General features: G+C 60.3%; 22 protein-coding genes. 17 read left to right on the top strand and 5 right to left on the bottom strand.

The genetic code is table 11. The features are described from left to right. Positions 1-20: 20 nt before the first annotated feature. The 3 genes from RCH09_RS16495 to RCH09_RS16485 all read right to left on the bottom strand — a co-directional run bounded on the left by RCH09_RS16495 (position 21) and on the right by RCH09_RS16485 (position 2,593). Positions 21-521 (bottom strand): hypothetical protein, encoded by a 501-nt coding sequence (locus RCH09_RS16495; protein ID WP_326942228.1) that lies wholly within the window; start codon positions 519-521, stop codon positions 21-23. A 22-nt stretch (positions 522-543) separates the two neighbouring features. After that, positions 544-1,512, bottom strand: coding sequence for an HpcH/HpaI aldolase/citrate lyase family protein (locus tag RCH09_RS16490; protein ID WP_326942227.1), 969 nt, complete (start codon positions 1,510-1,512; stop codon positions 544-546). 91 nt (positions 1,513-1,603) lie between these two features. Then, positions 1,604-2,593 carry a malate dehydrogenase gene (locus tag RCH09_RS16485; RefSeq protein WP_326942226.1) on the bottom strand — a complete coding sequence of 330 codons (990 nt, stop codon included), beginning with the start codon at positions 2,591-2,593 and terminating at the stop codon, positions 1,604-1,606. Positions 2,594-2,880: 287 nt separating this feature from the next. Here RCH09_RS16485 and RCH09_RS16480 point away from each other — a divergent pair, with 287 nt between their 5' ends. The 7 genes from RCH09_RS16480 (at position 2,881) to gltA (ending at position 8,767) form a co-directional block, all read left to right on the top strand. Next, entirely contained in the window at positions 2,881-3,657 is a 777-nt protein-coding gene (locus RCH09_RS16480) for a GntR family transcriptional regulator (RefSeq protein WP_326942225.1), read from the top strand. Positions 3,658-3,780: 123 nt separating this feature from the next. Continuing rightward, positions 3,781-4,191, top strand: coding sequence for a succinate dehydrogenase, cytochrome b556 subunit (gene sdhC / locus RCH09_RS16475; RefSeq protein WP_326942224.1), 411 nt, complete (start codon positions 3,781-3,783; stop codon positions 4,189-4,191). Further along, the gene (sdhD, locus tag RCH09_RS16470; protein WP_326942223.1) at positions 4,192-4,560 is read left to right on the top strand and encodes a succinate dehydrogenase, hydrophobic membrane anchor protein; all 369 of its coding nucleotides are present in this window, start codon (positions 4,192-4,194) and stop codon (positions 4,558-4,560) included. A 1-nt stretch (position 4,561) separates the two neighbouring features. After that, positions 4,562-6,340 carry a succinate dehydrogenase flavoprotein subunit gene (gene sdhA, locus RCH09_RS16465; protein ID WP_326942222.1) on the top strand — a complete coding sequence of 593 codons (1,779 nt, stop codon included), beginning with the start codon at positions 4,562-4,564 and terminating at the stop codon, positions 6,338-6,340. 58 nt (positions 6,341-6,398) lie between these two features. Beyond that, entirely contained in the window at positions 6,399-7,109 is a 711-nt protein-coding gene (locus RCH09_RS16460; RefSeq protein WP_326942221.1) for a succinate dehydrogenase iron-sulfur subunit, read from the top strand. Positions 7,110-7,129: 20 nt separating this feature from the next. Next, positions 7,130-7,399 carry an FAD assembly factor SdhE gene (locus tag RCH09_RS16455; protein WP_326942220.1) on the top strand — a complete coding sequence of 90 codons (270 nt, stop codon included), beginning with the start codon at positions 7,130-7,132 and terminating at the stop codon, positions 7,397-7,399. A 60-nt stretch (positions 7,400-7,459) separates the two neighbouring features. Continuing rightward, entirely contained in the window at positions 7,460-8,767 is a 1,308-nt protein-coding gene (gltA, locus tag RCH09_RS16450) for a citrate synthase (protein WP_326942219.1), read from the top strand. Between the two features lie 95 nt (positions 8,768-8,862). Here gltA and RCH09_RS16445 read toward each other — a convergent pair whose 3' ends face one another. Beyond that, the gene (locus RCH09_RS16445) at positions 8,863-10,377 is read right to left on the bottom strand and encodes a thioredoxin family protein (protein WP_326942218.1); all 1,515 of its coding nucleotides are present in this window, start codon (positions 10,375-10,377) and stop codon (positions 8,863-8,865) included. A 299-nt stretch (positions 10,378-10,676) separates the two neighbouring features. Here RCH09_RS16445 and RCH09_RS16440 point away from each other — a divergent pair, with 299 nt between their 5' ends. From RCH09_RS16440 to RCH09_RS16415, 6 genes are all read left to right on the top strand, one after another. Then, complete coding sequence (locus RCH09_RS16440; RefSeq protein ID WP_326942246.1) at positions 10,677-13,532, top strand: 2-oxoglutarate dehydrogenase E1 component; 2,856 nt, start codon at positions 10,677-10,679, stop codon at positions 13,530-13,532. A gap of 61 nt (positions 13,533-13,593) precedes the next feature. Continuing rightward, positions 13,594-14,868, top strand: a complete 1,275-nt coding sequence (gene odhB / locus RCH09_RS16435; protein WP_326942217.1) for a 2-oxoglutarate dehydrogenase complex dihydrolipoyllysine-residue succinyltransferase — start codon at positions 13,594-13,596, stop codon at positions 14,866-14,868. A 76-nt stretch (positions 14,869-14,944) separates the two neighbouring features. Continuing rightward, positions 14,945-16,372, top strand: a complete 1,428-nt coding sequence (gene lpdA, locus RCH09_RS16430; RefSeq protein WP_326942216.1) for a dihydrolipoyl dehydrogenase — start codon at positions 14,945-14,947, stop codon at positions 16,370-16,372. 10 nt (positions 16,373-16,382) lie between these two features. Then, positions 16,383-16,781, top strand: a complete 399-nt coding sequence (locus tag RCH09_RS16425) for a hypothetical protein (protein ID WP_326942215.1) — start codon at positions 16,383-16,385, stop codon at positions 16,779-16,781. A gap of 95 nt (positions 16,782-16,876) precedes the next feature. Continuing rightward, positions 16,877-17,962, top strand: coding sequence for a cell division protein ZapE (gene zapE / locus RCH09_RS16420; RefSeq protein ID WP_326942214.1), 1,086 nt, complete (start codon positions 16,877-16,879; stop codon positions 17,960-17,962). Between the two features lie 38 nt (positions 17,963-18,000). Beyond that, entirely contained in the window at positions 18,001-18,801 is an 801-nt protein-coding gene (locus tag RCH09_RS16415; protein WP_326942213.1) for a hypothetical protein, read from the top strand. 1 nt (position 18,802) lies between these two features. Here the strand turns inward: RCH09_RS16415 and RCH09_RS16410 are convergent, their stop codons facing one another. Then, positions 18,803-19,609: a PP2C family protein-serine/threonine phosphatase gene (locus tag RCH09_RS16410; protein WP_326942212.1), complete on the bottom strand. Its 807-nt coding sequence runs from the start codon at positions 19,607-19,609 to the stop codon at positions 18,803-18,805. A 107-nt stretch (positions 19,610-19,716) separates the two neighbouring features. On the opposite strand from RCH09_RS16410, the gene RCH09_RS16405 reads away from it, so the two are divergent. The 4 genes from RCH09_RS16405 (at position 19,717) to RCH09_RS16390 (ending at position 23,476) form a co-directional block, all read left to right on the top strand. Continuing rightward, positions 19,717-19,923 carry a YdcH family protein gene (locus tag RCH09_RS16405; protein ID WP_326942211.1) on the top strand — a complete coding sequence of 69 codons (207 nt, stop codon included), beginning with the start codon at positions 19,717-19,719 and terminating at the stop codon, positions 19,921-19,923. Between the two features lie 52 nt (positions 19,924-19,975). Further along, positions 19,976-21,976 (top strand): ATP-dependent DNA helicase, encoded by a 2,001-nt coding sequence (locus RCH09_RS16400; RefSeq protein ID WP_326942210.1) that lies wholly within the window; start codon positions 19,976-19,978, stop codon positions 21,974-21,976. Positions 21,977-22,099: 123 nt separating this feature from the next. Beyond that, positions 22,100-23,017: a flagellar brake protein gene (locus RCH09_RS16395; RefSeq protein ID WP_326942209.1), complete on the top strand. Its 918-nt coding sequence runs from the start codon at positions 22,100-22,102 to the stop codon at positions 23,015-23,017. Between the two features lie 327 nt (positions 23,018-23,344). Then, positions 23,345-23,476, top strand: a complete 132-nt coding sequence (locus RCH09_RS16390; RefSeq protein ID WP_326942208.1) for a hypothetical protein — start codon at positions 23,345-23,347, stop codon at positions 23,474-23,476. Positions 23,477-23,563 lie beyond the last annotated feature (87 nt).

Raw genomic sequence — 23,563 nt, 5'->3', positions numbered from 1 at the left:
GGGTGTTGAGCTTGTGTCAGTCAGCTTTTTACGGTGTCGGCTTCCACCACTTTCGGGGCCGCCTGTTCGGGATTCTTGCACTCGTTGGCCAACTGCTGGCCTTTTTTCGAATCCAGCAAGATTCCCTTTGCCGGGATGCCGACCCAGACCAGACCGGAGCGCTTGTTCTCGAAACGGTGCGCGCCCGTGGTGGTACCAACGCGCTGCATGCGCGTGATCAGGTTTTTCCAGCGTAGGGCGATGTATTTCTCATCCCCGTCGTTGTGAAAAATCGTGATGTTGTTGCCCAGTTCGCATTTGTATTCGACCGCCAGCGATTTGGCCGCATCGATCGGTGCGCCGTTGTCGTCGTCGTCGGGGGCGGCCAGTTCGGCCGCGGCAGGCGTGGCCGATTTCTTGTCGGTTTTTTTGGCGACGTGCCTTTTGACAGCTGGCGTGCCGGCGTCGGCAGCCAGTGCGATGGCTGGTGTCAGCGTGGCCAGCATGGCGCCGGTGAGCAGTGCGAGCAGGATTTTGTTCATGGAAATTTCTCCGGTGATTGGATTACAGCAAGCCTGCAACGCCGTCGGGCAGTGCGACTCCACTGGCCTTGGCGCGTTGCAGAATGGTCCAGTAGTAACGGTAACTGGCGCGGTCGTGCAGGCGACTTTGGTGTTTGATCGGGCCCCAGTTGGCAGCCTGCGCGTCAAGCAGGATCTGCGCAGCTTCGGCGACTTCGGAAACGCGTGGTGCAAACGACTTGATGATCGGTTTGATCTGGCCCGGATGAATGCTCCACATCCGGGTGTAGCCGAATTCGCCGGCAGCGCGCGCGGCGTCATTGGCGACAATGCCAGTGTCCTTGATTTCGGTGGTGACATTGTGCGACGGCACCTTGCCGTGGGCATGGCAGGCCGCGGCGATATCGAGCTTGGCGCGCACCACCAGCGGGTGGGTGAACTGGCCAGGTGTGCGCATCGCGCTCGACGGGATGGCGCCAAAGTGGGCCGAGACGAAATCCATGATGCCGAACGACAGGCATTCGACCTGCTGCAGTGCGGCTATCTTGAACACGTCTTCCAGCGCGCCATGCGTTTCGACCAGCACATGAACCGGCACGGGCTTGAAGCCGGCCAGCCGGGTTTCACGGTTGATGCTGTCAATGGCCTGCTGGACGTCGGCGACGCCATCGGCTTTCGGCAGCACCAGATAGGCCAGCCGGTCAGCGATACGGCTGAACACGGCGACATCGCTGGCGAAAAACGCACTGTGCACGTCGTGCACGCGTGCGCCGATACGATGGAACTGATTGGCATCGCTGGCAATCAGCGATGCGACGAGTTCGGCATGGGCGATTTCATCGCCGACGGCGGCGCCGTCTTCGCAATCAAGGGTAATGTCAAATACGGGGCCAAGCTCTTGTTGCAGGGCGATCGACTTGCGCATGAGCTTGTCGGAGCCGGCATAGTGATCGCAGACCGGAAGCAACACCGGTGGACGTTTGCCCTGGAATAAAACCTCGGAAGGGTGCATGAGCAATGAGAGTCAGAGTGCAATTGCGGATTCGGAGCTGCGCGAAAAAAGCACCGGCGTCAACAGCGCGCCGGTGCGATGCGGGCCGGTGTCAGCCGACCAGATGCTTGACGCCTTCGCGCTCTTCGAGCAATTCGTTGAGCGTCACGTTGATGCGCTCGCGCGAGAACGCGTCGATTTCCAGGCCAGCGACAATCTTGTATTCGCCGTTCTCGGTGGTGACCGGGAAGCCGAACATGGTGCCTTCGGGAATATCGTAGGAGCCGTCCGATGCAATACCCATCGTGGTCCATTTGCCGCCGGTACCCAGTACCCAGTCATGCACATGGTCGATGGCTGCATTGGCTGCCGAGGCTGCCGACGACAGGCCGCGCGCTTCGATGATCGCACCGCCGCGTTTGCCAACGGTTGGCAGGAACACGTCCTTGTTCCACGCGGCGTCGTTGATCATGTCCTTGACGGATTGTCCGTCAATGGTGGCGAAGCGATAGTCGGCGTACATGGTCGGCGAATGGTTGCCCCAGACGCACAGTTTTTCGATCGCGGCGACCGGCTTGCCGGTTTTGGCAGCGATCTGCGACAGGGCGCGGTTGTGGTCCAGGCGCAGCATCGCGGTGAAGTTCTTGGCTGGCAGGTTGGGCGCCGATTTCATGGCGATATAGGCATTGGTATTGGCCGGATTGCCGACCACCAGCACCTTGACATTGCGCGAGGCGACGGCGTCGAGTGCCTTGCCTTGCACGGTAAAGATCTGTGCATTGGCTTCGAGCAAATCCTTGCGCTCCATGCCCGGGCCGCGTGGGCGCGCGCCGACCAGCAATGCCACATCGATATCCTTGAAGGCCGTCATCGGGTCGCTATGGGCGGTCATCCCGGCCAGCAACGGGAATGCGCAATCGTCAATTTCCATCATCACGCCCTTGAGCGCTTTCTGGGCCTTCTCGTCCGGGATCTCCAGCAGTTGCAGAATGACGGGCTGATCCTTGCCGAGCATGTCGCCGTTGGCGATGCGAAACAGCAGTGAATAACCGATCTGGCCGGCAGCGCCGGTCACTGCAACACGCATTGGGGCTTTAGCCATGATGAATCTCCAAGTGGGTAAGTAATGAAGCAAAAGAAGCGAATCCGAGGCCGAAACCGTGGGTGGGTTTTCGGCAGCCTGTAATCATACTGCTGAAAATGCGTCGAGTCAGCCAGAGTTCACAGTGCATTGATTACTGCCGCGGCGGCGCTCGACCCATTAAATTGCTTGCGAGTGTAGACGCGCCGTACCATCATGTCAACACTGATCTTATATCTTATATAAGACACCTTACAAGGCAGTTTGTTGTGGACGCCATGGCTGCTTTTATGATGAAATCGGTCCCTATGAGCAATCTGCCGATTAATTTTTCGAGTGCCGCGAACAATCCCCCTGTCGCCGTCGTTGCGCCGACCTTCAGCCCGCTGTATCAGCAAATCAAGGCGCTCATTACAGCCAGTCTGCAGGCCGGTGAATGGAAGCCGGGCGAACTGATTCCCAGCGAGATTGAATTGGCGGCGCGCTTCAAGGTCAGCCAGGGAACCGTGCGCAAGGCGATCGACGAACTGTCGGCGGAAAATCTGGTGGTGCGCCGGCAGGGCAAGGGCACCTTTGTTGCCACCCATCATGAAGTCCGCGCGCAGTTCCGTTTCCTGCGCCTGATGCCCGACGCCGGCGAGCCGCACCAGGCTGACAACCGCATCATCGAAGTCAAGCGGCAGCGCGCGCCGGCCGAGGTGGCACGCCAGCTGGAGATCAAGCCATCCGATGCGGTGATCTTCATCAAGCGGGTGCAGGCGTTCGATTGCGCGCCGACGATTCTGGAAGAGCTGTGGTTGCCCGGCGCCATCTTCAAGGGGCTGACCGCCGAGCGGCTGGTGGCCTACAAGGGGCCGATGTATGGCTTGTTCGAGACCGAATTCGGCACCCGGATGATCCGCGCCACCGAGAAAATCCGCGCCGTCCATCCCGATCGGGTGGCTGCCGGCCTGCTGCAGGTGACGGTCGACACGCCGTTGCTCAGCGTTGACCGGGTCTCATATACCTATGGCGATCGGCCGGTCGAGGTGCGGCGCGGGCTGTATCTGACGGACTCCCATCACTACCAGAACGAACTGAGCTGATGCGGCGCACCCAAAGCGCCGGTGCCGGTAACGCGCTATATTGTCGTGCGTGCCCAATAACATTTGGTGTGGCGCACAAAATCGGTGAAAATCACGGGATTATCAAGTTGGGGAGGTGTTTGCATGTCTGAAGCAGCGAAGAAAAACAAGCCGGAGTTTCGAAATATCCATGTCACGGATCTGGCCAATTATCGATTGCCACTAGCCGGAGTCATCTCGATTCTGCACCGTATCAGCGGTCTTCTGATGTTTGCGTTACTGCCTTTTGTGCTTTACATGCTGCAGCAAAGCCTGGTTTCCGAAGATACCTTCGCCTACCTCAAGGGCTTTACGTCAGGCTGGTTTGCCAAGCTGGTCATTCTGGCGCTGTCCTGGGCCTTTCTGCATCACTTTTGCGCCGGCATCCGGCACCTGATCATGGACAACCACATTGGCATCGACAAGGACTCGGCACGGCAGTCGTCGGTCGTGGTCCTGGTGACCAGCCTGGTGCTGGCCGCAGCAATTGCCTTGAAACTGCTGGGAGCGTTCTAAATGGCCATCAATAACAACATCGGTCCGAAACGCCTCGTCGTTGGCGCCCATTACGGTCTCAAGGACTGGCTGGCGCAACGCATCACTGCGGTTGTCATGGCGCTTTACACCGTCATTCTGCTGGTCAGTTTTCTGGCGGCCAGTGATTTCAGTTACGTCGGCTGGGCCGGCCTGTTTGCGCAGCAGTGGTTCAAGATCGCCACCTTCGTCACCTTTGTCGCATTGTTCTATCACGCCTGGGTCGGCATGCGCGACATCTGGATGGATTACGTCAAATCAGTCGCCGTTCGCATTACCTTGCAAGTCGCCACTATCCTGTGGCTGATCGCTTGTGCCGGATGGGCGGCACAAATTATCTGGAGAGCATAAATTGTCAGCAATTAAATCCACCATTCCTTCACGCCGCTTCGATGCAGTGATTATCGGTGCAGGCGGGTCAGGCATGCGTGCTTCGCTGCAGCTGGCGGAAGCCGGACTGAACGTCGCGGTCCTGTCAAAAGTTTTCCCGACCCGTTCGCACACAGTGGCAGCGCAAGGCGGCATTGGCGCCTCGCTGGGCAACATGTCCGAGGACAGCTGGTACTGGCACATGTTCGACACGGTCAAGGGCGGCGATTATCTGGGTGACCAGGACGCCATCGAATTCATGTGTCGCGAAGCGCCGAAAGTGGTCTACGAACTCGAACACTTCGGCATGCCGTTTGACCGCAATCCGGATGGCACGATTTATCAGCGTCCGTTCGGCGGCCACACTGCCAACTTTGGCGAGAAGCCGGTGCAGCGTGCTTGCGCCGCGGCCGACCGTACCGGCCACGCCATGTTGCACACGCTGTATCAGCGCAACGTGCGGGCCCGGACCCACTTCTTTGTCGAGTGGATGGCGCTGGACCTGATCCGCGATGCCGAAGGCGATGTCATCGGCGTGGTTGCGCTGGAAATGGAAACCGGCGAATGCATGATCCTGGAAGCCAAGACCACCATCATGGCCACCGGCGGCGCCGGGCGCATCTGGGCTGCATCGACCAACGCCTTCATCAACACCGGCGACGGCATGGGCATGGCGGCACGCGCCGGCTTGCCCCTTGAAGACATGGAATTCTGGCAGTTCCACCCGACCGGCGTGGCCGGCGCGGGCGTGCTGATCACCGAGGGTGTGCGCGGCGAGGGCGGGATTCTGGTCAACAGCAATGGCGAACGCTTCATGGAACGCTATGCGCCGACGCTCAAGGATCTGGCGCCACGCGATTTCGTGTCACGTTCGATGGACCAGGAAATCAAGGAAGGCCGTGGCTGTGGTCCGAACAAGGATTACGTGCTGCTTGACCTGCGTCACATCGGCGCCGAAACCATCCAGAAGCGCTTGCCGTCGATTCTCGAAATCGGCCACAAGTTCGCCAACGTCGATGCCACCAAGGAACCGATCCCGGTGGTGCCGACGATTCACTATCAGATGGGCGGCATCCCGACCAACATCCATGGTCAGGTCGTGGCGCCGAAAGATGGCAATCCGAACAGCGTCGTCAATGGTTTGTACGCGATCGGCGAATGCGCCTGCGTGTCGGTGCACGGGGCCAATCGCCTCGGCACCAATTCGCTGCTCGATCTGCTGGTGTTCGGTCGTGCCGCCGGCAATCATGTGGTCGCGAGTAATCTCAAGGCGCGCAGCAACAAGCCGCTGCCGGCCGATGCCTCGGATTACGCGATGGGTCGTCTGAACAAGCTGGAAACCTCGACTGGCAGCGAAAAGGTGCAGACCGTCGCCAACGACATCCGCGCCACGATGCAGCGCTACTGCGGCGTGTTCCGTACCGATGAGCTGCTGCAAAGTGGTTTCAACGCGATCATGGAACTCGACGAACGGCGCAAGCATGTGTCGTTCAAGGACAAGTCGAAGGTGTTCAACACGGCCCGCGTCGAAGCGCTCGAACTGGACAACCTGATCGAAACCGCCAAGGCAACGATTACGTCGGCCAACGCCCGCAAGGAGTCCCGCGGCGCGCATGCGCAAAGCGATCACGACAAGCGCGACGATGAAAACTGGATGAAGCACACGTTGTGGTTCTCCGAAGGCAACCGTCTGGATTACAAGCCAGTGATCACCAAGCCATTGACCGTCGACACGTTCATTCCAAAAGCACGGACGTTCTGATCAAAAACAATCTTGGGCGCCGACAGTTGCAAAATCGTCGGGTCCGAAAAGGGAAACCATGCCACGCACGCTGAAATTTGAAATCTACCGCTACGATCCGGACAAGGATGCCAAGCCGTACATGCAGGAACTGTCAGTCGAACTGCTGGACACCGACAAGATGCTGCTCGATGCGTTGCAACGCATCAAGGCCGATGTGGACGACTCGCTGGCGTTGCGCCGTTCCTGCCGTGAGGGTGTCTGCGGCTCCGATGCCATGAACATCAATGGCAAGAATGGACTGGCCTGCACCACCAACCTCAACGAGCTGACCCAGCCGATCCGGCTGCGTCCACTGCCAGGCTTGCCGGTGATCCGCGACCTGATCGTCGACATGACGCAGTTCTTCAAGCAGTACAACTCGATCAAGCCGTTCCTGATCAACACGACCATCCCGCCGGAAAAAGAGCGGCTGCAGTCACCGACGGAACGTGAAGAACTCGATGGCTTGTACGAGTGCATCCTGTGCGCGTGCTGTTCGACGTCATGCCCGTCGTTCTGGTGGAATCCGGACAAGTTCGTCGGCCCCGCCGGTTTGTTGCAGGCTTACCGTTTCATCGCCGACAGTCGCGATGAAGCCACCGCCGAGCGTCTCGACAATCTGGAAGACCCGTATCGTCTGTTCCGCTGCCACTCGATCATGAATTGCGTCGATGTTTGTCCAAAGGGCTTGAACCCGAACAAGGCAATCGGCAAGATCAAGGAACTGATGGTGCGTCGCGCAGTGTGAGCGGGCCATCTCTGACCGCCATGACCAGCACGCACCAGTCCGACCCCGCCAACCGTGCCCGCCTGCGATGGCGTGCCCGGCGCGGATTGCTTGAAAATGATTTGATCCTGACGCGCTTTCTGGATGCCAGCGAAGGGAGCCTGACGGATGACGAAGTCGACGCGCTGACCCGACTGCTGGATCTGTCGGACATCGCCTTGATGGATCTGATGCTGGCCCGCAAGGAACCGGAAGGCGCGGATGATTTGCCGCAGGTGCATGCACTGTTGGCGCGCCTGCGACGTGCCTGATTGCAGTTTTAAGAACGATAATTTTCCCCATTGATTCATCGCCCAAGAGAAGGAACAGCCATGTCCCAAATTGCTGATAGCACCGCCACACTGTCATTTTCCGATGGCAGTCCTTCGCTCGACATGCCGATCTACAAAGGTACGGTTGGCCCGGATGTCATCGACATCCGCAAGCTCTATGCCGCCACCGGCAAGTTCACCTACGATCCCGGCTTCATGTCGACCGCTGCCTGCAATTCGGCCATCACGTACATCGACGGCGACAAGGGCGAGCTGCAATATCGCGGTTACCCGATTGAACAACTGGCGGTCAATTGCGACTTCCTGGAAACCTGCTATCTGCTGCTCAACGGCGAGCTGCCGTCGGCTACGGAGCGCCAGACCTTTGTCGACACGGTCACCAAGCACACCATGGTGCACGACCAGATGCAATATTTCTTCCGTGGTTTCCGTCGCGACGCCCATCCGATGGCCGTGCTGGTTGGCACCGTCGGCGCGCTGTCGTCGTTCTACCATGACTCGCTCGACATCACCGATCCGCATCACCGCGAAGTGTCGGCCATTCGCCTCATCGCCAAGCTGCCAACGCTGGTGGCGATGGCGTACAAGTACAACGTCGGCCAACCCTTCGTGTATCCGCGCAATGACCTGTCGTACAGCGCCAATTTCATGCACATGATGTTTTCCAATCCGTGCGAAGAGTACAAGGTCAACGACGTGCTGGTGCGCGCGCTGGATCGCATCCTGATCCTGCATGCCGATCACGAACAAAATGCCTCGACCTCGACGGTGCGTCTGGCCGGCTCCAGCGGCGCCAATCCGTTTGCCTGTATCGCGGCCGGTATCGCCTGCCTGTGGGGTCCGGCACACGGCGGCGCCAACGAAGCGGCACTGAACATGCTCAAGGAAATCGGCAGCGTCGACAAGATTCCCGAGTTCATCGCCAAGGTCAAGGACAAGAACTCCGGCGTCAAGCTGATGGGCTTCGGTCACCGCGTCTACAAGAACTTCGATCCGCGCGCCAAGCTCATGCGCGAAACCTGCTACGAAGTGCTGGAAGAGTTGGGTCTGCAAGACGATCCGCTGTTCAAGCTCGCCATGGCGCTGGAAAAAATCGCCCTCGAAGACGAGTACTTCGTCTCGCGCAAGCTGTATCCGAACGTGGATTTCTATTCGGGCATCGTGCAGTCGGCACTGGGCATTCCGGTCTCGCTGTTCACCGGGATCTTCGCCATGGCGCGCACCGTTGGCTGGATCGCGCAATGGAACGAAATGATCTCCGATCCGGAGCAAAAGATTGGCCGTCCGCGTCAGCTGTTTGTGGGTCACACACAGCGCGACGTCGTGCCTGTTGCCAAACGGGGCTAAACCCTCCGGCGACGTTTTTTGCAGCAATGCACAGCCCCGCAACGCCAGTCGTTGCGGGGTTTTTTTATTGGCATTGCATTGCCCGGGTCCGGCGATCAGGCCGGCGCAAGAATTCCGAGGCAGGTGGACCGTTGCGCATCTGCCGTCGGTAACTTGCCGCAGATGCCATTGAGTTGCGCGGCCACCCGTGCGAACGCGGCTTCGTGCCTGGCTGCTTTCCAGTCAGTCAATTTGTGGCCCAGGCCTTCCAGCCGGATGCGGTTGCGTTCGTAAAACGCGTCGGGCGTTTGCGCCAGTTCGTCGAACACGGCGCGCGCAGTCTTCTCGATGCGGGCTTCGTCGGCCGGACTCAATTCGATCAGGTTAGTCAGGTAGGTCGTGCCCCACTGCAGACGAGTGGCCGGGCCGGTGGCCTGTTCCCACGCCTGTTGATACCATTTCAATGCGGTCGGATTGTCGCCGCGCTTCCTGGCATTGGCCGCCAGCCCCAGCATGAAGTAATACGGCGAATGCGAGCGCGATAACTCGGCGTTGAGCAGGCGGTCCGATTCATCGAGCAAGCCGGCGTCGGTCAGTACGTCGGCGGCGGCGCTGATGACCGATTGCCGTTCATACACGTCCGTGGTGGCGCGATCGGCGGCGGCCACCTGGGCCTGCGCGGCATGCACCAGCGCCGCCGCCGGCCTGCTCGACACACCCGGCAGTGCGCCCAGTTGCAACTGGGCGTCGCGCGCCATCAGCTGGTCGGTGGTCGACAGGCTGCGATCGCGCGCCAGCCGCGCCAATGCCGCATCGCCTGCGCGCAGCAGTTGGCGGCGTGCAGGTGAAGCCGGGGCCGAATTTGCGGCAACCAGCCTGGCGGAAAAATTGGTCAGTACATCGGCATTGCTGCGGGCCTGATCCTGGCGTCCAAACACCTGCATCAAGGTCGTGCTGGCGCGTACATTGTCGGTGCCGGGGCGATCCTGCGGGCGTTCATTGGCTGCGGCGACCAGCGCCAGCAATTGCAAGCGGGTGGCCGCTTCGCCCGGCGGCGCGGCCCTGGCCAGCCGTTGCAGCGTAGTGACCCGTTGCGACTGTTGCACCAGCTGCTGCTCGTCCGTGTCCCACGCATAAAAACTCAGCAGGCGCCAGCCGTTGGCGTCCACCGTCGGCTTGTCGCCCAAGGCGTTGGCCAGCGTTGCCCGCACCGGATGGGTGGCGTTCATCCCCAGCGCCAGCACGCGCAGATAGCGGCTACTGTCGACTTCGCCGGGCAACCGGGTGATTTCAGTGCCGTCCGGGCGAAACAGGATCGTGGTCGGATAGCCGCGCACCTTGAAGCGCGCCCCCAGTTTCTGCGCGCCCGGGCTGTCGCCATCGATATGCACCGGCACGAAAAAGCGCGAGCGAGCAATGAAATCCTGGCGATTGAAAATGGTCGCCTTGACCTGATTGCAGGGCGGGCACCAGGCCGCACCCCAGTACAGGAAGAGCGGCTTGTCTTCCTTTTTCGCCGCGGCGAAGGCGGCATCGACGTCGCCGCTGAACCAGTCGATGCCTTCGGCGGCGGCGGCCTGGGCGATCGAGCCGGCAACCAGGATGAGCAACGCAACGACACTTTTTTTCATGCGGATTCTCGCGAGACTTGTATCGTGGCAGTGTGACACGATATGGGAAATACAGCGCATGGCGTTGCGCAGGGCGGGGCATCCGGGCCAATGTCGGGATGCAAAGGCTTTCGGCATCGGTCGCCAGCTATGCTATTCTCTCGGCAGCAAAGTTTTAAAGAAGCGTCCTACCGAATTGATTGACCGAATTCCCAGCCCTTCCCCACAACTTGATGTGCAATCCGCTAACCGGTCAGGCCGTGTCGCGGAAGGTTAAATGAACCCGCTAATCTCGCGAAACGCGAAGAAAGGTGAGCAAGATGATGCAGCAGTATCGATCCAACTCCTATCTGTTCGGTGGCAATGCCCCGTACATCGAAGACCTGTACGAGTCCTATCTCGACAATCCAGGCTCCGTCCCCGATAACTGGCGTACCTATTTTGACGCAATGCAGCACGTTCCCGCCGTCGATGGCTCGGACAAGCCTGACGTCGCGCATGCTCCTGTGGTCGCCTCGTTTGCCGAGCGCGCCAAGCAGGGTCCGATCCGCACGGTGGTTGCCTCGGCCGACGCCGAAATGGGCCGCAAGCGCGTCGCCGTCACCCAGCTGATCGCCGGCTATCGCTTCCTTGGCAGCCACTGGGCCAACCTTGATCCGCTGCAGCGCCAGGAGCGTCCGAGCATTCCCGAACTGGAGCCGAGCTTCTATGGCTTCACCGATGCCGACATGGACATCGTGTTCAACATCAGCAACACCTATTTCGGCGGCGAAACCGCCACCCTGCGTGACATTCTCAACGCCTTGCGCGACACCTATTGCCGCAATATCGGCGCCGAGTTCATGTACATCAGCGATCCGGGCGAAAAGCGCTGGATGCAGGAGCGCCTCGAATCCACCCGCGCGTCACCCAGCTTTTCGCTGGAGAAAAAGAAAGACATTCTCGACCGCCTGACCGCGGCCGAAGGGCTGGAGCGGTATCTGCACACCCGCTATGTCGGCCAGAAACGCTTCTCGCTCGAAGGCAGCGAGAGCTTCATCGCCTCGCTCGACGAAACCATCCAGCGCGCCGGTGAAAAAGGCGTGCAGGAAATCGTCATCGGCATGGCCCATCGCGGCCGCTTGAACGTGCTGGTCAACATCCTCGGCAAGACGCCGCAGGAACTGTTCTCGGAATTCGAAGGCAAGCATGCCGACGATCTGCCGGCCGGCGACGTCAAGTATCACCAGGGCTTCTCCAGCGACATCACCACGCCGGGCGGTCCGGTGCATCTGTCGCTGGCGTTCAACCCGTCGCATCTGGAAATCGTCAACCCGGTGGTCGAGGGTTCGGTCAAGGCGCGCATGGATCGTCGCGGCGACAAGGATGGCTCGCAAGTGTTGCCGATCCTGGTGCATGGCGATGCCGCCTTTGCCGGCCAGGGCGTGGTCATGGAAACGCTGAATCTGGCGCAAACCCGCGGCTACGGCACCGGCGGCACGATGCATATCGTGATCAACAACCAGATCGGTTTCACCACGTCCGATCCGCGCGATTCACGCTCGACGCTGTACTGCTCGGATGTGGTCAAGATGATCGAAGCGCCGGTGCTGCACGTCAACGGCGATGATCCGGAAGCCGTCGTGTTCGCCACGCAGATCGCGATGGACTACCGTGTCGAGTTCAAGAAGGACATCGTGGTCGACATCATTTGCTACCGCAAACTGGGTCACAACGAGCAGGACACGCCAGCGCTGACGCAACCGCTGATGTACAAGAAGATCGGCCAGCATCCGGGCACCCGCAAGCTGTATGCCGACAAGCTGGTCGCGCAGGGCGCGATTCCGCCAGAAGGCGGCGACGAGATGGTCAAGGCGTTCCGCGATGCGATGGATGCCGGCCGCCACACGGTCGATCCGGTGATCTCGAACTTCAAGAGCAAGTATGCGGTCGACTGGATGCCGTTCCTGAATCGCAAGTGGACCGATGCTGCCGACACCGCCGTGCCAATGGCCGAATTGAAGCGCCTGGCCGCCCGCGTGACCACGGTGCCGGAAAACTTCAAGGTCCATTCGCTGGTGGAAAAAGTGCTGGGCGATCGCGCCACCATGGGCCGCGGCGAACTGAATCTGGACTGGGGCATGGGCGAACATCTGGCCTACGCCACGCTGGTGGCATCCGGTTATGCGGTGCGCCTGACCGGGCAGGACGCCGGTCGCGGCACCTTTGTGCATCGCCACGCCGTGCTGCATGATCAGAACCGCGAACGCTGGGATGCCGGCAGCTACATTCCGCTGCAAAACGTCTCGGATCAGCAGGCGCCGTTCACGGTGATCGACTCGGTGCTGTCGGAAGAAGCCGTGCTCGCTTTCGAATATGGCTACTCGACCGCCGAGCCGAACACGCTGACGATCTGGGAAGCCCAGTTCGGCGATTTCGCCAACGGCGCGCAAGTCGTCATCGACCAGTTCATCAGCTCCGGCGAAGTCAAATGGGGTCGCGCATCGGGCCTGGTGATGATGCTGCCGCACGGCTATGAAGGGCAGGGACCGGAGCATTCCTCGGCACGCCCCGAGCGTTTCCTGCAACTGTGCGCCGACAACAACATGCAAGTCGTGCAGCCCACCACCGCAGCGCAGATTTTCCATCTGCTGCGGCGGCAGATGATCCGCCTGTTCCGCAAGCCGCTGGTGATCATGACGCCGAAGTCGCTGCTGCGTAACAAGGATGCCGGTTCGCCGCTGACCGATCTGGCCAAGGGCAGCTTCCAGACCGTCATCGGCGAAGTCGATGACAAGATCGATCCGAAGAAGGTCAAGCGCGTGGTGGCCTGCTCCGGCAAGGTCTACTACGATCTGGTCAACGCCCGCAAGGAACGTGGCCAGACCGATACCGCGATCGTCCGCATCGAGCAGCTGTATCCGTTCCCGCACAAGGCGCTGGCGACCGAACTCAAGAAGTTTCCGAACTTCACCGAACTGGTCTGGACGCAGGACGAGCCGCAGAATCAGGGACCGTGGTTTCAGATTCAGCACAACATCTTCGAGAATCTGGAAGATGGCCAAAAGCTTGCGTATGCAGGTCGTCCCGCCTCGGCATCGCCTGCCGTCGGTTACTACGACAAGCATTACGCCCAGCAAAAGGCGTTGATCGACGTCGCATTTTCCAAACTCAAGGGCTTTGCCCTTACCAAATAATTGAAGCGACGCCATCCCGGAATCCGGGGTGGCGCCAGAGCAAACCGAAACGGAGACTTACATGGCAATTCTTGAAGTCAAAGTCCCACAGCTGTCGGAATCCGTCGCTGAAGCGACCTTGTTGCAATGGCATAAAAAAGTCGGTGACAGCGTCACCCGCGACGAAAATCTGATCGACATCGAAACCGATAAAGTGGTGCTTGAATTGCCCGCACCCGAGGGCGGCACGATTACCCAATTGATGAAGCCGAACGGGGCGACCGTCGTTGCTGGCGAAATCATCGCCATCATCGATACCGAAGGCCTGGCCAAAGTCAGCCCGATGGAAGTGTCCGCACTGCCGGTGCCGCAACCTTCAGCGCCGCCACCAGTGGCGACGGCGACCGAATCGACCGGCTCAGCCGGCGTCGCGATGCCGGCCGCTGCCAAGATGCTGGCCGATAACAACATGACCACGACCCAGGTCACCGGCACCGGCAAGGATGGCCGTGTCACCAAGGGCGACGTGATCAACAAGCTGGAAGCGACCCCGGCAAAACCGACCGCACCGGTAGTTGCGCCGCCGCCGGCCGCCACGGTCGCCGTCAAGCCGGCACTGCAACAGGTCAATGCCGCCACCGCCCTGAATCTCGGACAGCGTCCGGAAGAACGTGTGCCGATGAGCCGCCTGCGCGCCCGCATCGCCGAGCGTCTGGTGCAGTCGCAGTCGACCAACGCGATCCTGACCACGTTCAACGAAGTCAACATGGCTCCGGTCATGGAATTGCGCAACAAGTACAAGGACAAGTTCGAAAAGGAGCATGGCGTCAAGCTCGGCTTCATGTCGTTCTTCGTCAAGGCCGCCGTCGCCGCACTGAAGAAATACCCGATCATCAATGCCTCGGTCGATGGCAACGACATCGTCTATCACGGCTACTTCGACATCGGTATTGCGGTTGGCTCGCCACGCGGGCTGGTGGTGCCGGTGCTGCGTGATGCCGACCAGCTGTCGATTGCCGAGATCGAAAAGAAAATCGGTGAATTCGGCGCCAAGGCCAAGGACGGCAAGCTGACGCTGGACGACCTGACCGGCGGCACGTTCTCGATCTCGAACGGCGGCACCTTCGGTTCGATGCTGTCGACCCCGATCATCAACCCGCCGCAATCGGCGATCCTGGGCGTGCATGCGACCAAGGACCGTGCGGTGGTGGAAAATGGTCAGATCGTCATTCGTCCGATGAACTATCTGGCCATGTCGTATGACCACCGGATCATCGATGGCCGCGAAGCCGTGCTGGGCCTGGTGGCAATGAAAGAGGCGCTGGAAGACCCGGCCCGCCTGTTGCTCGATCTGTAAAAAAACTCCGGCTGCAATGCGACGCAATGCGCGCGTTGCAGCCGTTGGCGCCTTGCGAGGCAATTAGGGAATAAAAATGTCGAAAAATTTTGATGTGGTCGTCATTGGTGGCGGTCCTGGTGGATATATCGCTGCAATTCGTGCCGCCCAGCTTGGCTTTGCGGTGGCTTGTATCGATGAGTGGAAGAATGCAGTCGGTGGTCCGGCCCTGGGCGGCACCTGCACCAATGTCGGATGCATTCCATCGAAAGCCTTGCTGCAATCCTCGGAGCATTTCGAACACGCCGGTCACGCGTTTGCCGAGCACGGCATCGATGTGAAAGGCCTGAGCCTGAATCTGGACCAGATGCAAAAGCGCAAGGATGGCGTCGTCAAGCAAAACAACGATGGCATCGTGTATCTGTTCAAGAAAAACAAGATTACCTTCTTCCATGGCCGTGGTGCGTTTGTCAAAAACGACGCCGCCGGGATTGAAATCAAGGTCAGCGGCAAGACCGAAGAATCGCTGATCGCCAAGCAGGTCGTCATCGCCACCGGCTCGAATCCGCGTCCCTTGCCAGGCACGCCATTCGACGAAAAGATGATTCTGTCGAATACCGGCGCGCTGGCCATCGAGGCCGTTCCAAAGCGACTCGGCGTGATTGGTGCGGGCGTGATCGGACTCGAAATGGGCAGTGTCTGGCGCCGCCTGGGCGCCGATGTCACGGTGCTCGAAGCCTTGCCAACCTTTCTCGGCGCGGTCGATGAGCAGATTGCCAAGGAAGCCCACAAGCTGTTCACCAAGCAGGGCCTGGTGGTCACGCTGGGTGTGAAGATCGGCGTTATTACGAGCGGCAAGAAAGAAGTCACCGTCGAGTACGTCGACGCTGCCGGCACCGCGCAAAAGGCGGTGTTCGACAAGCTGATCGTCTCGATTGGCCGGTCGCCGAACACCATCGGCCTCAACGGCGAGGCGATCGGCCTGAAGCTGGATGAGCGCGGCTTCATTGCGGTCGACGACGACTGCAAGACCAGTGTTGCCAATGTCTGGGCGGTCGGCGATGTGGTGCGTGGGCCGATGCTGGCGCACAAGGCAGAAGAAGAAGGCGTCGCGGTAGCTGAGCGCATCGCCGGCCAGCATGGCCATGTCAACTTCAATACCGTGCCGTGGGTGATTTACACGTCGCCGGAAATTGCCTGGGTCGGCAAGACCGAGCAGCAGCTCAAGGCCGACGGCGTGGCGTACAAGGCCGGCACGTTTCCGTTCATGGCCAATGGCCGGGCGCGCGCGCTGGGCGACACCAGCGGCATGGTGAAATTTCTGGCTGACGCAAAAACCGATGAAATCCTCGGCGTGCACATTGTCGGTCCGTCGGCGTCGGAGCTGATTTCCGAAGCCGTGGTCGCCATGGAATTCCGTGCCTCGTCGGAAGACATCGCACGCATCTGTCACGCCCATCCGTCGCTGTCGGAAGCCACCAAGGAAGCCGCACTGGCAGTCGAAAAACGGTCGTTGAATTTCTAAGGAAATCGCCATGCGCCGCTTGCTCCTGGTACCACTTGTGTTACTGACCGCCTGCGCCACCAGCCCGGGCAACCAGACCCTGCAAATTGATACGCGCAGCGGCGGGCAGGCGCTGGAAGGCGCCACGTGCATCGTCAATCTGGGGCCGGACGGTTATACCGTCACGACACCGGCGACGATCACGGTCAATGGCGCGAGCGGAGATTTGCGCATCAGTTGCAACAAGCCCGGCTATCGCACTTCGGAGTTCTACCTGCGTTCCGGAGGTGGTGGTGGCGGCACCAGTGTGGGTCTGGGTGCGGGTGGCGGCAGCGGTAATGTGGGGCTCGGGCTGGGCATGAGCTTTCCGTTGGGCCAACAACGTGCCGACTATCCGCCGCGCGTGACGGTCAACATGAATCCGCAGTAATCCCGCAGGAAGAAACGGTTAACACCGGGCAGTAGCGGGCGAGATCATCTCGCCCGTTTTTTTTATTTCAGGAAAGCGCCATCAAGTTGAAGCCAATGACGGTCATGGAGTTTTACGAACACGCGCTGTCGCAGCGTGGGTTCACGGCTGACCCGGCGCAACGCGCGGCAGTCGAGCGCTTGCAGCGTTGCTACGATGAGTGGGTGGGGTTCCGGGCGCGCCGTTCGTCGACCTTCAAGCGCCTGATCAACCGGCCGGATGTGCCGCGCGGCGTGTACCTGTGGGGCGGGGTAGGTCGCGGCAAGTCGTTCTTGATGGACAGCTTCTATTCGGTGGTGCCGGTAGTGCGCAAGACGCGCGTGCATTTTCACGAGTTCATGCGCGATGTGCACCGCCAGCTCGATTCCCTGAAAAACGTCGCCGACCCGCTCGACGAAGTCGCACGCAATATCGCCAAAAAATACCGGCTGATCTGTTTCGACGAATTCCACGTCTCCGACATCGCCGATGCGATGATTCTGTATAACCTGCTCAAGGCGCTGTTCGAACTGGGCACGTCGTTTGTGATGACCTCGAACTATCAGCCCGATACGCTGTACCCCGACGGCCTGCATCGCGACCGCATGCTGCCCACCATCGCGCTGCTCAAGGACAACCTCGATGTGATGAATGTCGACGCTGGCAACGACTATCGCAAACGCGCGCTGGAGCAGGTCGAGGCGTATCACACGCCATTGAATGCTGCCGCCGACCATGCCCTGCGCACGGCCTTCGCCAGCATCGCCGAAACCGCCGACGAGGACCCGCGCTTGCGCATCGAAGCACGGGAGATCCGTGCACTGCGTCGCGCCGGTGGGGTGATCTGGTTCGATTTCGCGACGCTGTGCGGCGGGCCGCGTTCGCAAAACGATTATCTGGAGATCGCCAGCCAGTTCCATACGGTGATCCTGTCCGGCGTGCCGGCGATGGGTGCGGCGATGTCCTCCGAAGCACGCCGCTTTACCTGGCTTATCGATGTGTTCTACGACCACAAGATCAAATTATTGATGTCGGCCGCAGTGCCGCCTGACCAGCTGTATACCGAAGGAATGCTGGCAAACGAGTTTCATCGCACCGTCTCGCGTATCATCGAAATGCAATCGCGCGAATACATGGAGGCGCTGCGCACCATCGTTGCCTGACCTTGTCCGCGCCACCCCGATTTCACACCTTCTCACTGATGATGACCATATTGAACGTTTTGCCAAAAACCTTTCTGCCGCGCCTGCTGTTGCTGGCGGCCATTGGTGCGACCGCCGGTTGCGCCTTGCTCGAACCGGAGCCGGTGGCTGACGTTTCCGACAAGCCGATTGGCCTGGCGATGGTGTATCCACCCGGCTCAATCACGACGGTCGACATGGCCGACCTTGCGTTGCGCGATGCCACCACCCGCCGCAAAATCATTCAGGATGCTTACCAGCAGGAAGAAGTGGCCTGCTTCGACCGCTTCTTCATGACCGCGTGCACCGACAAGGCCGCCGAACGCCGCCGTATCGCGCGGGCGGAAGTGCGGTCGGTCGAAGTCCAGGCGAATTTCGTCAAGCGGCGCGACCGCGCCGAGTCGCGCGACCGCGCCCTGGCCGAGCGCGTGGTGCAGGACACCGCCGAAGCGCCACAGCGTCTGGACGAGACACTGCGCCGTGAGCAGGCCGCCGCCGACAAGGCAGCGCGACGCGAAGCCGACGCCGGCAAAGCGGCCGCCACTGAACAACGCGTGGGGAACATCGATCCGTTGCAGCGCCAGCGCGAGCATGAAGCCAATCTGGCGCGCCAGCAGGCCAGGCAGTCATCGCAGGACACGCTGCGGGCCGCCAACGTCAAGGCATTTGAAAAGAAAAAGGCAGACGCTCTCGCGCGTCAGAAGCAGGTTGCCGAGAACAAGGCGAACAAGCAGGCAGAACGTGAGCGCAAGGAAGCCGCTGCCAAGGAAGCTGCCGAGCAGGCTGCGGCAGAAGCCGCCGCTGCCGCAGCAAAGAAATAGGTCAGACCGCGCGGCGCATTTTCTGCACGGTGTAGCTCTTGTCTTCCGGCGGTGGCACCACCAGTTTTACCATCGCCATGGTGCAATTGTCGGCCATGGTGCCTTCGGCGCGTTCGCGCGCCTTGCGGATCAGCATCTCGGATAACTGGCGCGGACCGTTCATGGCGATCGCCGCCCCGAGTTCTTCATCGGTAAAGTAGTGCCACAGTCCGTCCGAACAGAGCAGAAACGCATCGCCGGCGCGCAGGCCATCGTAGCGGCCCAGCGTGACAAACGGCTCTTCGCGCATGCTGCCGAGGACGTTGACCAGGATATTTGAGAGCCGGTGATTCTTGGCTTGCTCCGGTGTGAATTTGCCTTGCGCAACCATGCGCTCGACAAAGGAATGGTCGATCGTGCGTTCCGCAAAGTTCGGCCCGTTGAAGCGATATAGCCGCGAGTCGCCGACATGTGCCCAGTGCGCGGTGCCCTCCGGCGACAGGACCAGCACCACCATGGTGCTGTGTGGTTCCTTTTCGGCGGTAATGCCACTGAGCTTGATGATGGTGTGCGCTTCGCGCGCGATGGTCTGCAGCATGTCGTCGACGGCGCCGGTGGCGGGGGAAAATTCGTCGAACAACTGTTTTGCCGTACGCACTACCTGTTCCGCCGCCATGGACCCGCCGGTGCGGCCACCCATGCCGTCGGCCAGCACGGCCATCATGTAGCCGGGCGCTTTCGGTGCCGCAAACAGGCCAACCCGATCCTGTTGTTCCTGGCGGTCACCGAGATGTTGTCCTGTTCCTGCTTCGATCTTGTATTGGCTCATACACCGGGGTAGATTAAACTGCACGCAATGCCAAAGATTATTGCACAGCAAAACTTTGTCCCAACCGAAATCCACACTTTTTTTGTAAGTACCTGACACAATTGGCCATGATCAACCCGCCATCAGACGACGTGCGTCGCCGCATCATTGAACTGGAAGTCGAACATCGCGATCTGGATGCGGTTATTGACGCCTTGTTGCGGGACACCCGCCATGAAGAATTGCAATTGCGGCGGCTCAAGAAACGCAAGCTGCAGCTCAAGGACCACATCACCTTGCTCAGAATGCAGCTGATTCCCGATATCCCGGCCTGATGCGCGCCTTGTCGCCTGCTCCCGCTCCCGCTTCACCTCACCGATTGTCATTTTGACCGACGAACTTCCTGTTGTCCCCGCTGCCGGCGCCCACGATGCCGACGTAGATCGCCTGTTCGGCGAGGGTGGCGCGCTCAGCCATGCCGTGCGCGGGTTCCGTTCACGGACGGCGCAAACCGAGATGGCCAAGGCCATCGGCCATGCCATCGCCAATCAGGAAACCCTGATCGCCGAAGCCGGCACCGGCACCGGCAAGACCTTTGCCTATCTGGTGCCGGCCCTGCTGTGGGGTGGCAAGGTGATCGTCTCGACCGGTACCAAAAACTTGCAGGACCAATTGTTCCTGCGCGATATCCCGACCGTGCGCAAGGCGCTCAATGCGCCGGTGTCGGTGGCCCTGCTCAAGGGGCGCGCCAACTACCTGTGTCATTTTCATCTGGAACGCACGCTGCAGAACGGCCGCCTGACCTCGCGCGACGACGTCGGCAATCTGCGCGAAATTTCGCGCTTCATGAAAACCACCACGACCGGCGACAAGGCCGAATTGTCGAAGGTGCCCGAGAACGCCATGATCTGGAATCTGGTCACCTCCACGCGTGACACCTGCATGGGCTCGGAGTGCCAGTATTACCAGGACTGTTTCGTCATGCGGGCGCGCAAGGAGGCGCAGCAGGCCGACGTGGTGGTGGTTAACCATCACCTGTTCTTTGCCGATGTCGCCCTGAAGGAAACCGGCATGGCCGAGCTGCTGCCATCGGCCAACACCATCATTTTCGATGAGGCGCACCAGCTGCCCGAGACAGCCACGCTGTTTTTTGGCGATACCGTCTCGACCTCGCAAATCCTTGAGCTATGCCGCGACGTGCTGGCCGAAGGCCTGTCGCACGCGCGCGCCGGCGCCGACTGGGCCAAGGTGGTGGCGCCGGTGGAGAAGGCCACGCGCGACTTGCGGCTGGCGTTCGGACAGGATGCCGTGCGATTGGCGGTCAGCCAGATCGCGCCGTCGAGCAGTTTTTTTCCGGCCATGACGACTTTGCAGGAGGCGCTGCAGACGCTCATCGATGTGCTCGAAAAGCAGGCCGAGCGGGCCGAGACCATCGAGCAGTGCCGGGTGCGGGCGATCACCTTGCAGACCCAGCTGGCGGCCTGGAACACGGCGCGCGACCAGGCTGCCGCAGCGCCGCAGGCGGAGCAGGAAAAAGTACTGTGGGTCGAAGCCTTTTCGTCCTCGCTGCAGCTGCATCAGACCCCGCTGTCGATTGCGCCGATCTTCAACAAGCAGCGCGAAGGCACGCCGCGCACCTGGATCTTTACCAGTGCCACGCTGGCCGTGAAGAACGATTTCAATCACTACAATTCGCAAATGGGGCTGTGGGATGTGGTCGCCAGGTCGTGGCCGAGTCCGTTCGATTACGAGCAGCAGGGCTTGCTGTACGTGCCCCATAATCTGCCGCAACCGAGTGCGCCGGACTACACCGATGCCGTGGTGGATGCGGCGCTGCCGGTAATTGAAGCGGCGGGCGGACGCGCCTTTTTATTGTGCACCACGATTCGCGCGGTGAATCGCGCCGCCGAGCGCCTGCGGCTCGAATTCGCGCAGCGTAATCTGCCGTTTCCGTTGATGGTGCAAGGCGAAGCCGGGCGCACCGAGTTGCTTGACCGGTTTCGCGCGGCCGGCAATGCGGTGCTGATTGGCAGCCAAAGTTTCTGGGAAGGCGTCGATGTGCGTGGCGAGGCCCTGTCGCTGGTGATCATCGACAAGTTGCCATTTTCGCCACCGGACGATCCGGTGCTGGCGGCCCGCATCGCGGCACTCGAACGCAAGGGCCTGAACGGTTTCGTGCATCATCAGTTGCCGGAAGCGATCATCAACCTGAAGCAGGGCGCCGGTCGTTTGATTCGCGACGAAACCGATCGCGGCGTGCTGATGCTGTGCGATCCGCGCCTGATTTCGAAGCCCTATGGCAAGCGCATCTGGCAGAGTCTGCCGGCGTTCAAGCGGACCCGCGAGCTGGACGCGGTGCGGGCCTTTTTTGCCCAGGCGACGGTGTAATGGATTGCCTGTGCAACGCGTGAAGATTGCCGGTTTGCCTATGAAATACCGTTATACTTGTGACGCGCTTTTGTCCCTCGTACCCAGTGCTATGACTCTGTCGGCGTTACCGGAAAGATGTGAATGACCGAATCTGTTTCCCTGATCCCTGTGCGCGCGGCCGAAGTGGTAGTGGGAAAGCCGCTGCCGCGCGCGGTGTATGACTGGCATGGCAATTTGCTGCTGGCATCCGGTTATGTGATTGAAAATGCTGCCCAGGCTGCCGGTCTGCTCGACTCCGGGTACTTTCAGGATTCCAGCTGGGACGCACCGGCCAAGCCGTTGCCGCCGATTCAGAACGTCAACCGGCTGGTGGAAGTCACCGCGCCGCCGAAACCGGAAACGGCCGCCAGCGAAATCGCCATCAACATGGAGGACGTGCGCTGGCATATCGGCGAGACGCTCTATCTGCAATTGCAGGACAAGCCGGCCATGCGCTATTCGGTCAAGCTGATCGGCTTCGTCAAGGGCAAGACGATCTTTGTCACGGCGCCCACGGTGGATGGCAAATACGAATTGATTCGCGAGGGACAGACCTTCGTGGCGCGCGCCTTCTCCGGCAAGAAAGCCTACGCCTTCATTTCTTCTGCCGTGAAATCGGTGCACACGCCGCATCCGTACCTGCATTTATCCTATCCCAAGCAACTGCGTTGCACCGTCGTACGCCAGACCTCGCGCGTCGGGGTGCGCCTGATCGCCGCGATCCTGCTCGGTGCGCCCGAACGCAATGCTGCCGGTACCATCACCGACCTGTCGATGGGCGGCGCCTCCGTGGTGGCCAAGGAGCCGCTCGGCGAAAAGGGCGAGGCCGGCCGCATCAAGCTCAAGCTGCATGTCGCCGACCAGGATTCGTTCCTGAACCTGAAAACCGTGCTGCGCGCGGTGATCCCGGCAGAAACCGGACAGGGCTACCGGCATGGTTTCGAATTCGTCGATGTGCCGGTCAGTGATCGTCTGATCCTGTCGGCATTCGTGCACCAGACGCTGGTTGAGACCGACTAGGCACGTTTGACACAACAAGGAATATGCATGACGGCGACATCGTCATCACCACCAGCAATAGTTCATGGACTGCGATTGCCGACGCGCGGGTAGCGACGAACTGCGCGTATCAGGGTTTCGCTCCGAATCAGAATGAAGACGTCCATCAACGAATTCATGTTGCAGTAGTCGTGTCGCGCTGCTTGCGCTGGATCAGCAACTGGTTGCCAACTGCATGGATGGGTCGGGCAATACGTGTTTTTGGCGAAATCCCGTCTTGTCAGCACAACCAACAGGCGGTGGCAAATCGCTACCATTGCGCACTTTCACCTGCGCATGCGTACTGCCATGACATTGACTTCGACCGCCAGCTTCCGGCGCACTGCCGCGTTGACCAGCCTCGCCGTGCTGCTGGTCCAATCCGCGTGTTCACCCGCCAATCGTCCCGACCTCGGTCCGGCCGCCGAGCCTCTAGCCTGAATTTTGCATAAAAAAGGGCAAGAATGCCGTAAGTGATTGATAAAATGTAAGTTATCGAGAAACACACTCATCAACACAAACGCCACC

Origin of the sequence: Actimicrobium sp. GrIS 1.19 (assembly GCF_035984655.1) — a bacterium.
GTDB lineage: Bacteria > Pseudomonadota > Gammaproteobacteria > Burkholderiales > Burkholderiaceae_D > Actimicrobium.
This window is presented reverse-complemented; position numbering and strand designations above follow the sequence as displayed.

Bases quoted from the DNA above. Each gene is read 5' to 3' on its own strand.
- RCH09_RS16495 (WP_326942228.1), bottom strand. From the start codon at position 521: ATGAACAAAATCCTGCTCGCACTGCTCACCGGCGCCATGCTGGCCACG.
- RCH09_RS16490 (WP_326942227.1), bottom strand. From the start codon at position 1,512: ATGCACCCTTCCGAGGTTTTATTCCAGGGCAAACGTCCACCGGTGTTG.
- RCH09_RS16485 (WP_326942226.1), bottom strand. From the start codon at position 2,593: ATGGCTAAAGCCCCAATGCGTGTTGCAGTGACCGGCGCTGCCGGCCAG.
- RCH09_RS16480 (WP_326942225.1), top strand. From the start codon at position 2,881: ATGAGCAATCTGCCGATTAATTTTTCGAGTGCCGCGAACAATCCCCCT.
- sdhC (WP_326942224.1), top strand. From the start codon at position 3,781: ATGTCTGAAGCAGCGAAGAAAAACAAGCCGGAGTTTCGAAATATCCAT.
- sdhD (WP_326942223.1), top strand. From the start codon at position 4,192: ATGGCCATCAATAACAACATCGGTCCGAAACGCCTCGTCGTTGGCGCC.
- RCH09_RS16460 (WP_326942221.1), top strand. From the start codon at position 6,399: ATGCCACGCACGCTGAAATTTGAAATCTACCGCTACGATCCGGACAAG.
- RCH09_RS16455 (WP_326942220.1), top strand. From the start codon at position 7,130: ATGACCAGCACGCACCAGTCCGACCCCGCCAACCGTGCCCGCCTGCGA.
- gltA (WP_326942219.1), top strand. From the start codon at position 7,460: ATGTCCCAAATTGCTGATAGCACCGCCACACTGTCATTTTCCGATGGC.
- RCH09_RS16445 (WP_326942218.1), bottom strand. From the start codon at position 10,377: ATGAAAAAAAGTGTCGTTGCGTTGCTCATCCTGGTTGCCGGCTCGATC.
- RCH09_RS16440 (WP_326942246.1), top strand. From the start codon at position 10,677: ATGATGCAGCAGTATCGATCCAACTCCTATCTGTTCGGTGGCAATGCC.
- odhB (WP_326942217.1), top strand. From the start codon at position 13,594: ATGGCAATTCTTGAAGTCAAAGTCCCACAGCTGTCGGAATCCGTCGCT.
- lpdA (WP_326942216.1), top strand. From the start codon at position 14,945: ATGTCGAAAAATTTTGATGTGGTCGTCATTGGTGGCGGTCCTGGTGGA.
- RCH09_RS16425 (WP_326942215.1), top strand. From the start codon at position 16,383: ATGCGCCGCTTGCTCCTGGTACCACTTGTGTTACTGACCGCCTGCGCC.
- zapE (WP_326942214.1), top strand. From the start codon at position 16,877: ATGACGGTCATGGAGTTTTACGAACACGCGCTGTCGCAGCGTGGGTTC.
- RCH09_RS16415 (WP_326942213.1), top strand. From the start codon at position 18,001: ATGATGACCATATTGAACGTTTTGCCAAAAACCTTTCTGCCGCGCCTG.
- RCH09_RS16410 (WP_326942212.1), bottom strand. From the start codon at position 19,609: ATGAGCCAATACAAGATCGAAGCAGGAACAGGACAACATCTCGGTGAC.
- RCH09_RS16405 (WP_326942211.1), top strand. From the start codon at position 19,717: ATGATCAACCCGCCATCAGACGACGTGCGTCGCCGCATCATTGAACTG.
- RCH09_RS16395 (WP_326942209.1), top strand. From the start codon at position 22,100: ATGACCGAATCTGTTTCCCTGATCCCTGTGCGCGCGGCCGAAGTGGTA.
- RCH09_RS16390 (WP_326942208.1), top strand. From the start codon at position 23,345: ATGACATTGACTTCGACCGCCAGCTTCCGGCGCACTGCCGCGTTGACC.